This window comes from Mesorhizobium sp. AD1-1 (assembly GCF_020164655.1).
Lineage (GTDB): Bacteria > Pseudomonadota > Alphaproteobacteria > Rhizobiales > Rhizobiaceae > Mesorhizobium > Mesorhizobium ciceri.
In genome coordinates, this window is record NZ_JAIUGP010000010.1 from 149,705 (window position 1) to 162,166 (window position 12,462).

Below are 12,462 nucleotides of genomic sequence, written 5' to 3' on the forward strand. Positions count from 1 at the left end.
TCCGCGTTGGGCCAAACGTCCATGCCGTCGATTTTTTGCCCTTATGCATGTCGTTCCCCAAAACCATGGCTGGTTTTGAGCGACATGCGTTAGCGCAGCCAGCCGATCGCCAGTTCCTTGACTGCATCGAGCGCGCGCTGCGGCAGCGTGCCGACGCCGATCGATTCGGCTGCGAAAAGCGGCGTCTCCTGGCTCAGCGTATCGCCGATCCAGACGCGCAGCGCACCCACCGGCTGCCCCTCCTCCACCGGTGCTGCAACCGGGCCGTCATAGACGATCCTGGCCGTCAGCTTGTCGCGGTTGGTGATCGGCAGGAAGATGTCGATCGGTCCCTTTGCCTTCAGCGTCACCCCGGATTTGGCGCCGCCGAAAACCTGGGCTTCTCCAACCACCTCGTCCCTGGCGAAAATTTCAGTCTTCTCGAAGGAGCGGACACCCCAGTCGAGCAGCTTTCGCGCTTCCTCGGCGCGCTCCTTGTCCGAGGCCAGCCCGCTCATCGCCGCGATCACGCGGGTACCATTGTGGCTGAGCGAACCGACGATGCCGAAACCGGCTGCCTCGCTCGCCCCGACCGCCAGGCCGTCGGCGCCGATGTCCATCGCCAGCAGCGGATTGCGGTTCCTCTGTGAGATCTTGTTCCAGGTGAAATCCTTTTGGGCATAATAGCGATAGAAATCCGGATAATCGCGCCACAGGTGCAGGGCGAGCTGCGCCAGCTCGCGCACGGTCGTCTGCTGACCATCCGCCGGCAGGCCGGTCGAATTGACGAAAGTCGACGTCTTGAGGCCGATCTGGCGGGCGCGTTCGGTCATCTGCGCGGCAAAATTGTCTTCGGATCCCGACATGCCTTCGGCGATGACGATGCAGCCGTCATTGGCCGCCTGCACGGTCACGCCCTGAATCAGGTCTTCGAGCCGGATCGACGACTTGAGCTTGGCGAACATCGTCGATGTTCCCGAAGGCGCGCCACCCTTGCGCCAGGCGTTCTCGCTGACCACGAACGTATCGTCGAGCTTCAGGCGGCCGGATTTGATGGCGTTGAAAACCACTTCCATGGTCATCAGCTTGGCCATCGAGGCCGGCGGTATCGGCTTGTCGGCCTCCTTGGAAAACAGCACCGTCCCGGTCTCGGCATCGATCATGAAGGCCTGCGCGGCCTTGGTCTCGAACAGCTGTGCACCGGCCGGAGCCTGGAAAAACAGCAGCAAGCCTAAAACCAGAAGCCCGGCGAGAGGCGGGAGCAAGCGAAATTGCATGATGTTCGACCCGTTGGCCGGCACCGCCGGCAAGCCCGCGAAAAGTATCAGGCTTTTTGCGCGGCGGATCAACCGCGCAGCGGAAATCCCATCAGGCTTGCGCTCAGTTGCGCACAGCCAGCGCATCGGGCGCGCCATGCGACCAGGCAGCCTGCAGCAAATCATCGAGATTGCGGTGGCCATCGGGATAGAGATTGACCGAATACCAATCCTCGCCATCGAGTTCCGAACGCTGGATCTCGATCTTGCCGTATGCGGCAAGCTCAGCGGCAACACGCTTGGCCTCCGCTGCATCCTCGAACGAACCAGCCGCGACGTAGTCAGTGGACGGACCGGCCGTTGGCGGCTGCCGTTTCCATGATTGGAGCACATCGGCCGGCGACATGCCGTCGCCACCCATCGCGGCGAAGGCATTTGAGGTGCGTTCGACCCGCTCGTCGGCATAGGACAGCGAGGCCACGGCAAACGGCGATTGCGGCGGCAGATTGATCTGCGGACGCTCCGGCACGATCGGGCCGAAATCCGGAAGCGCCAGATCGCCATAGGCCGACGACTGCGTCGACATGATCGGCTGGACAGAACCGGAATCGGTCAACTGGCCCGGAAACGGCACGGCAGCAGTGCCGGCAGGCAGGCTTGGCGACGGGCCGTTCATGGCGACCATGACGCCGGTCGGCAGTCCATCCGACGGGTCCGGCGCCCTGTTGCCGGGATGATAGGAGGCCATCAGATACTGGTCGTCATCGCCGTCGAGCGGCGCGCGGCCGACATATTCGACCTTTACCTGAGCGGTGCCGGTGTTGGCATAGTCAAGCATCTGGGCAGCGCGCTCCGATACGTCGATGATGCGGCCTTCGTGATATGGGCCGCGATCGTTGACGCGAACGATGACCGAACTGCCGGTCTTGAGATTGGTGACGCGGGCATAGCTTGGCAGCGGCATGGTCGGGTGCGCCGCCGTCAGATGGGTCATGTCGTAGACTTCGCCATTGGCGGTAAGCCGGCCGTGGAAGGCATCGCCATACCAGGAGGCCAAGCCGACCTTGGCGTAACGCTTGTCTTCCTTCGGGTAATACCACTTGCCGCGGACCTGATAGGGTTTGCCAAGCTGATCCCTGCCGCCGCCACGTTGGATGCGCCCGTTCCGGGAGATCACACGCGGGCTTGCCTTCACGCCATATTCGGATTCGGCGAAATATTCCTTGGAGCGGGTCTTCTTGTTGACCATCGCTTTCGGCTCAGGCTGCGACGCGCAGGCAGCCAGCAAGGCGGCCGACATGGCGAACAACGCGACGGTAGCAGCGCGACGAAGACGCGGTGGCGTCACAGCCTGCATTTTCCTGATGTCCCCTTCAGTCTCAACTCAAGGCGTCGCCTTCAACCACCAGAGGAGCCAAAACACTCACCCGACAATACCAACGACGCTTAAAACCCCGATCCTTTGTGCGCAGGAATTGCTTATCACGGTATTAACCGATTGTGGCCGCAACCGGGCAAGATTGTGGCGTCTCCACCGTAAGAGCTCTCTGAAAAGTAACGGTTTTCGTGCTTCCACGCGAGAGATGTGATGCCCTCTGCCACAGAAAGCCTGGCTTCGCTCCTGCCCGCCGTGTCTGCCGGTTGACCGGGCTTTGTCGGGCAGCGGACCCACCGCCGGAACAAAGAAATGCGCCGCTAGTTTCATCCGCAGGGCACTCGAACAGAAGGACGAGCATGATGAAAATGACTTCATTGATGGTCGCGATCGCGATGTCGCTTTCTGCCGGGTCTGCGATCGCCGCATGTCCGGACAAGTCAGCTTCGAACACCGGGACCGATGCCGGACAGACCGCCGGTATTTCGAAAGATGGAACCCACGCGCCTTTAGAGACTCCGAAGGCCATGGGCAACGCGAACAAGCCAGCCGCCAAGGATGGCACCACGATGCCATTGGCGGGCGCTGAAGGCGGCGGCGACAAAAACCTTGCAACCTCGCAGCAGGACATCGAGGCGCAGCAGCACGGTGATAAGGCCGCGGCGGCAAAGGCGGACGAAAATTGCAAAGACTGAGGACCGTACAGGCCGGAGCCGATTTGCAGCTTCGGCCTTCCTCACCAGTAGCTGTTCCCTTGGCGAAAGTTAAATTCTGCGGGATACCGCAGCTGTCCCAAGAGGCTGACCCGTAGGGATTCCCTCCGCTCAATTCCGAGGATGGCTTGGTCGGTAGGTCGCGCCCTCGGTTGGGCCTGCACGAAAGCCCTCCAGCGTCAGGCTTCTTGTGTTCGCGCGCAAACCTGTACATCGCCAGTCGGCGGGCTCCTTCTTCATCATGCACCAATGCGATAGCGAGTTCCGGTGCTCGATTCCGACAAACTCAGAGCCTGCAACGACGGCAGGAACCGACACAGTGGTGGTTGACGCAGCCCTCAATGCCGCTTTACAGGAATGAGGCGTGAACCAGCCGGGAGCGCCTTCGGTGCCAATCCGGTGCCACAGGCCAAACGAGTTGGCCCCGCGCTGCCCAAATGGTTGAAAAACCACGATGGAGGAATGGCCGAGCGGTTTAAGGCACCGGTCTTGAAAACCGGCGTGGGTGCAAGCTCACCGTGGGTTCGAATCCCACTTCCTCCGCCATTCGATCGAGAAGGGCAGCATACAGAGCATACAGAACATACAGAACTGAGTACGCCGATTTCCGCCTCCGTGGACGTAAGGGCGAAGCGTCAAACATCATGTCTGCTTTCTCCTGACCTTGGGCGTCAGCACTGGTAACCCCCCTGCTCATTCGACGTTCTATCCCTTGCATCGACCGCAATCAGAGGTATGCTAACACTTCATTCTGGTTGTATATTTCGCAAGGCTTATGGGATATTCGATCTCTCACGAGCGCCTGTCGGTAGTGATCGGTCGCATATATGAGGCCGCCTACGATCAATCGATTTGGCTTGACGTGGTCCTTCAGTTGCAAGCCATGTTTCATGGCTCCAGAGCCTGTTTCTCGGGCATCGACTGGGCCAATGTCGAGGATAGCTTTTGCGTCTCACCGAGCCGCGACCCCTATTGGGACAGGATTTTCCTTGACCATTTCGCGACCAACGAACTCTTTGCGCCGCGTGTGGCCGCGCCGCTTGGCCGGGTTTTTAGCGACACCCAGTTGATTGGGCGGCACCGTATTGAACGCACCTCCGTCTGGAACGAATGGATGATGCCGCAGGACATGTATGACGGCATGTTCTGCAATCTGCGCGCGTCGGAAAAGAACTACTGGTTTTTCGACGTGCAGCGAGGCCGAGGGCAGCCGGCGTTCGACGCCGATGATCGTACGATGCTCGCCCTGATCACGCCTCATCTGCAGCGCGCTGCGGGTTTGGGCCGACATTTCGAGGCGCGACCTGTGCTCCGATCGCTGCTCGGCCACCTGCCCTTCGCCGGCTTTATCGTCGATCCGCGCCTGCGCATCCTTGACATGAATGACGCCGCGCAAAGACTTTTGGTACAGCCGATCACTCTGCTGACGGCGAACGGTGGCCATCTGGCCACCTCCGATTCCACGCAAACCCAAATGCTGCAACGTGCGGTCGCACGAGTCTGCCGGGTGGACGAGAGCGAGTTTCCCATTTCGGCTGCCGATTTGATCTTGCGGTCGGAGCGCGGCGACCAACTGGTATTGTCGATTGGATTGTTGCCCGACGGCGAGATGTTCGGCCTGTCGGCTGGACCTTGCGCGGTGGTGCTGGCGCGCGAATCACGTTTGGCCCTGTCGACGAGCTTAGCCGATCAACTGCGAAAAACCTTTGGGCTGACAGGGAAAGAAGCTTCCGTCGCGCTCGCGCTCGCAAGCGGATTGTCCTTGAAGGAAATAGCGATCAGGGAAAACATGGCCTACGGCACCGCACGCGTTCATCTGGACAAGATTTTTCGCAAGACAGATACGCAGAGGCAGAGTCAGCTCATTGCGCTGCTGAATGCATTTCGTCTTCTGCCCTAACAAGCTGCAATAGCACATTAAGGTTCTTCGAGTGCAGGGCGTTGCGACTGTGGCGAGCCAGCGACAGTGCGCCACTCTTTGGCCGGTCTATGGCATTTGATATATATATCGCCCACCCATCATCCGTTATTGCGAATCTGAAGCACTGATTTGCTCGAAGCATTGCTTTGCTTGGGCTGTTCTGATGACGGCAGATTGCATTTATTGGACGATGGGGCGGGCCTATCATGAGACTCTACGGTTTTTCGGCAGACAAAGCCTACCCACTCGTTTCCTTGCGCGCGCAACTCCTCTCGCAGGCCAGTCGCTCGGCACTGCGTTTCGCAATCGGCATGGCCGGTTTCGTCGGCTCGGCTGTTTTCTTTTCCCCGCAGGCGCAGGCGGCATGTACGGTCACTCTGGGAACTGATGTGCAGTGCGGCACCACCTCCACGGTCAATGCCGTCAATCCGGCTGCTCCTCCCAACGACCGGGGCTATTCATTTTCTTCACCGTTTACGGCCCACCTCGCGATCGATGCCGGGGCGACGGTCAGCGGATTTGGCCTCGCGATCGAGAATACCGGCAATGGCGCCGTCATGGTCGTCAACAACGGCACGATCAGTGTCGATGCGGGCAACACGCCAACAGCCGGCGGGACCGCGGCACTCAATATCGATGCCGCCTCCAACCTGATCACGTACATAGGCAGCGGCGCGATCACCAATAACGGCAGTGGCGATGCCTTCGCAATAAAGCAGAATGGCCTGGGCTCGATCGATGTCGATGCCACCGGCGATATCACGGCGGCTGCCGGCTCAGGCATTGTGGTGCGTAACACGGCGGCGAGTGGCTCCATCGATGTCACCACGGGCGCGGTGACGGCGCTGGCTGCTGGCATGTTCGGTATCGACGTCCAGTCGTCTTCGACGGCAGGCAATCTCACGATCGTGGCGAACGGCGATGTGAAGGCGGGCAATACCGGTATCTTGGGTCGAGTTTCCTCCACAGGAACTGGCAACATCGGTATCACGGCGAACGGCGCCATCGACGCAGGCAACGGCATTATCGCGCAGAACTTGGGCAACGGCTCGACGACGGTGAAGGCGATGGGACCGGTCACCGCGACAATGGCGTCGGGCCTTGGCGTCTTCGCTCAGGGCCGGGGCGATGTCTCGATAACAACGGGTGCGGTGACCTCGACGGGCGGTCAGGCGGTCTATGCAATAGGGACCGGCACAGGCACAGGCACAATCGATGTGACGACCAACGGCAATGTCTCGGGCACTGGAGGCATCCTCGCAGGTAACTCCGGCACGGGCATGATCAGCGTGATCGCCAATGGTGCGGTGACCGGCACATCCTTTGACGGCATCGTCGCGAACGGTGGTGGCGCGGTGGACGTGCAGGTCGCCGGCACGGTGATGGGCGCGCGTTCCGGCCTGACCTTGATTGGTGGTGGCGGCGGCACGGGCAACATCTCGGTGACGGGCACCGGCGGCTTCGTCGGCGGCAGCGGCGATGCGGCGAACATTCAGAACAATGGTTCGGGCACGGTCACGGTCGATATCTCGGGCGCCAGCAACTCGACGGCGGGCTCAGGCATTGTGGTGCGTAACACGGCGGCGAGTGGCTCCATCGATGTCACCACGGGCGCGGTGACGGCGCTGGCTGCTGGCATGTTCGGTATCGACGTCCAGTCGTCTTCGACGGCAGGCAATCTCACGATCGTGGCGAACGGCGATGTGAAGGCGGGCAATACCGGTATCTTGGGTCGAGTTTCCTCCACAGGAACTGGCAACATCGATATCACGGCGAACGGCGCCATCGACGCAGGCAACGGCATTATCGCGCAGAACTTGGGCAACGGCTCGACGACGGTGAAGGCGATGGGACCGGTCACCGCGACAATGGCGTCGGGCCTTGGCGTCTTCGCTCAGGGCCGGGGCGATGTCTCGATAACAACGGGTGCGGTGACCTCGACGGGCGGTCAGGCGGTCTATGCAATAGGGACCGGCACAGGCACAGGCACAATCGATGTGACGACCAACGGCAATGTCTCGGGCACTGCAGGCATCCTCGCAGGTAACTCCGGCACGGGCATGATCAGCGTGATCGCCAATGGTGAGGTGACCGGCACATCCTTTGACGGCATCGTCGCGAACGGTGGTGGCGCGGTGGACGTGCAGGTCGCCGGCACGGTGATGGGCGCGCGTTCCGGCCTGACCTTGATTGGTGGTGGCGGCGGCACGGGCAACATCTCGGTGACGGGCGCGGGCGGCTTCGTCGGCGGCAGCGGCGATGCGGTGAACATTCAGAACAATGGTTCGGGCACGGTCACGGTCGATATATCCGGCGCCAGCAGCTCGACGAGTGGCGGCGGCATCGTGGTGCGCGACACGGCGACGGGCGGCAACATCGGCGTCACGACGGGCGCGGTGACGGCGCTGGCTGCCGGCAGGATCGGCATCGACGTTGAGACGCTGTCGGCGACGGCCAATGTGACGATCGTGGCGAACGGCGACGTGAAGGCGGGCGGCGCCGGTATCTTCGCTGGCCTTTCCTCGGGAAACGGCAACGTCGATGTCACGGCGAACGGCGCGATCGACGCGAGCAGCGGGATTGTCGCAGGGACTGTCGGTACAGGTTCGGTGACCGTGAAGGCGGTTGGTCCGATCACCGCGACGACTGGTCGAGGTATCGACGCTGAAAGCTCGGCCGGCAATGTCGCGGTGATAACGGGTGCTGTGAACGCAACTGCGGCTACGGCGATCTTCGCGCTCCAGGACAATCCGGTGGGCGCTGGCACGATCAATGTGACGACGAATGGCAATGTCTCGGGTACGACAGGTATCCAGGCAACCAATCTTGGCACGGGCGCGATCACGGTGATCGCCAATGGCGCGGTGACCGGAACGTCGGCCGAGGGCATCGTCGCGACGGGCAACGGCGTAGTGGATGTGCAAGTCGCCGGCACGGTGACGGGCGCGACGCGTGGCCTGACTTTGACTGGTGGGACGGGCGCCATCAACGTCGCCTCGTCGGGCGCGATCCGTAGTCTTTCCGGACTGTCCAGCGATGCGGCGATCGAGACCAATGCCGCGACGATGGCGCTCACAAACGCCGGTTCGATCGTCGGTACAGCGCAGTTTGCCGGCGGCGCGACACTGTTCGCCAACGACGGGAACTGGAACGGCGCCGGTGGAACCAGTGATTTCGGCGGTGGCGCCAGCAGGCTGGTCAACGACGGGACCGCCGTCGGTGGAAACTCCGCCGGCGTCGCGGAGACGACGCAATGGACCAATCTGTTTCAGTTCACCAATCAAGGCACCTTGACAATGGCCGACGCTGGCGCCGGCGATGTGATCCGGCAAACCGGCGGCAATGCCGCTTTCGCGACTGGCAGCATCATGGCGATCGATATCAACACGGCCGGCCAGGCCGACAGGTTCAGCACCTCCGGCACCGCGACGATCACTGGCGCGACGCTGACCGTGAACGCCGCGGGCGGCATTGCGGTGCCGGGCACCCGCTATACGGTGTTGACCGCCGATGCCGGGCTGACCGGGCAGTTCGCTGCCTTGACTGGAGTTGTCAACACCGCCTTCCTCAGGCTTGTCGATACCTATGACACCAACAACGCCTATCTCGACATCCTGAAGTACCGCAACTTCACCGACGCAGCCTTGACCCGCAATCAGATCGCAACCGCTGGGGGGCTCGAGAGCCTGCCGACATCCGGATCCCTGTACAACGTCATCCTCAACCTCGCGACCGACGTGCAGGCACGTGATGCCTTCGACCAGCTCTCGGGCGAGGTGTATCCCTCGGCGCAGACTTCCCTCATCGAAGATAGCCGTCTTCTGCGCGACGCGGCGACGAACCGCATCCGGGCCGCTTTCGGTATCGTCGGTGCATCGGCCGCTCCGGTCATGGCCTACGCCGATCAGACCTATGGCGGTGCTGCGGGCGCCTATGTCTCGCTCGATCCCAATACGACCGCTGCAGTGGCGTCGGACACCGATCGCTTCGCCCTCTGGAGTCAGGGCTTTGGTTCATGGGGCCATACTGGCAGCGACGGCAATGCTGCCCGCGTTGACCGCTCGACTGGCGGTTTCCTGGCTGGCGGTGACGCCGCCATTTTCGACACCTGGCGATTGGGTATCATGGCGGGATACAGCCGCACCAACCTCGATGTGAAAGACCGCGCCTCGTCGGGCTCGAGCGACAACTATCATCTCGGCCTCTATGGCGGCACCACTTGGGATGTTGGGGGCGGCACGCTCGGCTTGCGCACCGGTACATCCTATACATGGCACGACATCGCGACGAGCCGCTCCGTCACTTTCCCCGGTTTCAATGACAGCCTCAAGGCAGATTATCGCGCCGGAACGGCGCAGGTGTTCGGCGAACTGGGCTATGGTATCCATGCTGGAAATTTAGGCTTTGAGCCCTTCGCCAATCTCGCCTATGTGAACCTCCGGACTGACGGCTTCACCGAGACAGGCGGCGCGGCGACGCTGACAAGCGCTTCGGCAATCACCGATGCGATCTTCACCACGCTCGGCCTACATGCCTCAGGCGAGTTCACCGTCGGCGAGATGGCGGCGACGGTTCGCGGCACGCTCGGCTGGCGCCATGCCTTCGGCGAGACCGTACCGCTGTCGCGCTTCGCATTCGCCGGCGGCGCATCATTCACCGTCGCGGGCGTGCCGATCGCCAAGGACGGGCTGATACTCGATGTCGGGTTCGACATCGCCATCGCACACAATGCCACGCTCGGCCTCACCTATGGGGGACAATTCGGCAGTCGCGCCGCAGACCAGAGCGTGAAAGCCAATCTCGCGGTCAGGTTCTAGTTGGGGGATGGGCCACACGCCGCAGGACGAGCCCGCATTCGCGTCTCCTCGTCCGCCCGCGTTCCATTCACAATCCGCGTTTGCCGCCGCCACTTGCGCAAAAGGTAGAGCCTTTAGCCTTTGGAAAGGGAGATGTGGTTCCTCTCAGAGGCGCGGACTGCGCGCTGAGGCGAATCGATGGATATCTTTGGCATCAAGGCACTTCTGATCTGCGCCCTGATCTTCATTCCGTTTGAACATCTGTTTGCCGAGCGGCCGCAGAAGATCTTTCGCAAGGGCTTCGCTGTCGATCTGATTTATCTGCTGTTCAACGGCTTCATCATAAAGCTGGCCATCGTCATGATGGCGGCAGGCGCGCTCGGTGCCGCTGCACTCCTGGTCCCGCAAGCGATAACGCATGCCGTCAGCGGCCAGCCCGTCTGGCTGCAGGTTGCCGAAATCATCGTGATCTCCGATGTCGGCGTCTACTGGACACATCGGGCCTTTCACAAAATCCCGGCGCTTTGGAAGTTCCATGCCGTTCACCACGGCATTGAAGAACTCGACTGGCTCGGGGCCTTCCACAATCATCCCGTCGACGCCATCGTCACAAAGGCAATATCGCTGACGCCGATCTTTTTCCTCGGCTTCTCGGAAGCGTCGATCGCCGTCTTTTCGACTCTCTACCTTGGACATACGCTGCTTGTGCATTCAAACGTGCGGACTCCGTTCGGCCCCTTGAAGTGGCTGATCGCCAGCCCGCAGTTCCATCGCTGGCACCATGCCAACCAGCGCGAAGCCTATGACAAGAACTTCGCCGGGCAGTTGCCTTTCCTCGACGTGCTGTTCGGCACCTACAATCCCACCGGTGACAAGGTGCCGGAGAAGTACGGCGTCGACGATCCGATCCCTTCCACCTATTTCGGCCAGATCGGCTATCCGCTCCTGCGCCGCAGGAAGCTGCCGAACCGGGCGGTGCCGAACGCCGAAGCCTGACGGCTGGCCCGGCGTTGCGGTATCCACACCGGTCCCCTTTCGAGCCGCAGGACGCCGAACCACCGGAAGGCTTTTCGCCTCGAATCGGCTAAACCTTGCGCCATGAACGAGACCTCACTCTATGCGCCGGTGAAGCGGTTCCTCGAAAGCCTCGACTTTGTCGTCAAAGGCGAGATCGACGGCTGCGATGTTGTTGCGTTGCGCGAGGGGGAGCCGCCGGTTGTCGTCATCTGCGAGTTGAAGCTGCAGTTCAATCTCGAACTGGTGCTGCAAGGTGTCGATCGTGCGGCGGCCTGCGACGAGGTGTGGCTGGCCGCGCGCATGTCGGCTCGCGGCAAGGGACGCGAAAGCGATGCCAGGTTCCGCAATCTCTGCCGCCGGCTTGGCTTCGGCTTGCTTGGCGTGACCGCGACGGACCGGGTCGAGGTGCTTCTCAGCCCGATCGCGCTGGCGCCGCGCAAAAATGCCCGCCGGCGCTCCCGCCTGGTCGATGAGCACCAGCGCCGTCGCGGCGATCCCGTTGCCGGAGGAGGATCGCGCAATCCGATCATGACCGCCTATCGCCAAAGCGCCCTCGCCTGCGCTGCCGCCATGGTGGATGGCCCCAGGCGGCCGCGAGATCTGAAGGCGGTGACGCCGATCGCGCCCAAGATCCTGCAGCACAATGTCTATGGCTGGTTCGCGCGCGTCGACCGCGGCCTGTACGATCTTACCGATGCCGGCCGTGCCTCTTTGGTCCGTTGGCCGCAGGCATCGCACGACGAATCCCGACACGCAATTTTGAACGCAGCAGCCATATGATTGAAGATTCCCGCAGCGTCCGAGGCGGTCCGCTCGGTTGATTTCTCCGACAAAATATGTTGCTTGTCCCGCCCATGAAGAAGCTCTGCATGACCGCCTTGGCGTCAGTGACACTGAGTTTTCCAGCCAGCGCAATGGACAATGCATTGCGCGCCGGACTGATGAAACTCGATCCCCAAACTCGCCTTGAACAGCGTTGCGACGCCGAAGTGCTCGACCGCATCACCCATGACGATCGCAAGTTCAAAGCCGATCGCGTCGTCGCCTACGCCTTTGCCACGCCCGAGATGGGCGCCGATGCCATCAAGAGCCCGGGTGCTGCGTTTCGCAGCAAGGGGCAGTGGTATAGGCTGAAATTCAAGTGCCAGACCGGGCCGGACCATATGGAAGTCTTGCAACTCCGCTACCGGATCGGCGACGAGATTCCGGAAGCCGACTGGGCAAAGTATAATCTCTACGATTGATTTGCGATCGGCCATGGTTTTGCCTGGCTGTCGGCGAGTGCCGCGAGCATTGGATCTGGCTTGACGTAACGATGCTTCGGTGATGGCGCCACGCGTGATCCCTTGACGCCAAGGGACCACCAAGTTAGGGCCTCTGGGTAATCGACGAACACTCGGCAAAA

The 12,462-nt window shown here is 61.6% G+C and carries 8 protein-coding genes and 1 tRNA gene; 7 read left to right on the forward strand and 2 right to left on the reverse strand.

From position 1 onward, the window contains the following. Positions 1 to 89: 89 nt before the first annotated feature. Together LB519_RS19755 and LB519_RS19760 are read right to left on the reverse strand one after the other, a co-directional pair. Complete coding sequence (locus LB519_RS19755) at positions 90 to 1,256, reverse strand: D-alanyl-D-alanine carboxypeptidase family protein (RefSeq protein WP_027161640.1); 1,167 nt, start codon at positions 1,254 to 1,256, stop codon at positions 90 to 92. A gap of 103 nt (positions 1,257 to 1,359) precedes the next feature. Next, positions 1,360 to 2,592: a septal ring lytic transglycosylase RlpA family protein gene (locus LB519_RS19760; protein WP_013531579.1), complete on the reverse strand. Its 1,233-nt coding sequence runs from the start codon at positions 2,590 to 2,592 to the stop codon at positions 1,360 to 1,362. A gap of 377 nt (positions 2,593 to 2,969) precedes the next feature. Here LB519_RS19760 and LB519_RS19765 point away from each other — a divergent pair, with 377 nt between their 5' ends. The 7 genes from LB519_RS19765 (at position 2,970) to LB519_RS19795 (ending at position 12,301) form a co-directional block, all read left to right on the forward strand. Then, on the forward strand, positions 2,970 to 3,305 hold the full coding sequence (locus LB519_RS19765; RefSeq protein ID WP_013531580.1) for a hypothetical protein: 336 nt from the start codon (positions 2,970 to 2,972) through the stop codon (positions 3,303 to 3,305). Positions 3,306 to 3,779: 474 nt separating this feature from the next. After that, a tRNA-Ser gene (locus LB519_RS19770) sits at positions 3,780 to 3,869 on the forward strand. A 229-nt stretch (positions 3,870 to 4,098) separates the two neighbouring features. Further along, on the forward strand, positions 4,099 to 5,223 hold the full coding sequence (locus tag LB519_RS19775; protein ID WP_224620916.1) for a helix-turn-helix transcriptional regulator: 1,125 nt from the start codon (positions 4,099 to 4,101) through the stop codon (positions 5,221 to 5,223). Positions 5,224 to 5,450: 227 nt separating this feature from the next. Next, the gene (locus LB519_RS19780; protein WP_224620917.1) at positions 5,451 to 10,061 is read left to right on the forward strand and encodes an autotransporter domain-containing protein; all 4,611 of its coding nucleotides are present in this window, start codon (positions 5,451 to 5,453) and stop codon (positions 10,059 to 10,061) included. A 177-nt stretch (positions 10,062 to 10,238) separates the two neighbouring features. Next, a complete protein-coding gene (locus tag LB519_RS19785; protein WP_224620918.1) occupies positions 10,239 to 11,036 on the forward strand; it encodes a sterol desaturase family protein in 798 nt (265 codons plus the stop codon). A gap of 102 nt (positions 11,037 to 11,138) precedes the next feature. Continuing rightward, positions 11,139 to 11,837, forward strand: a complete 699-nt coding sequence (locus LB519_RS19790; RefSeq protein ID WP_024503270.1) for a DUF2161 domain-containing phosphodiesterase — start codon at positions 11,139 to 11,141, stop codon at positions 11,835 to 11,837. Positions 11,838 to 11,893: 56 nt separating this feature from the next. Further along, complete coding sequence (locus LB519_RS19795; RefSeq protein WP_032808257.1) at positions 11,894 to 12,301, forward strand: DUF930 domain-containing protein; 408 nt, start codon at positions 11,894 to 11,896, stop codon at positions 12,299 to 12,301. The last annotated feature ends 161 nt before the right edge of the window (positions 12,302 to 12,462 follow it).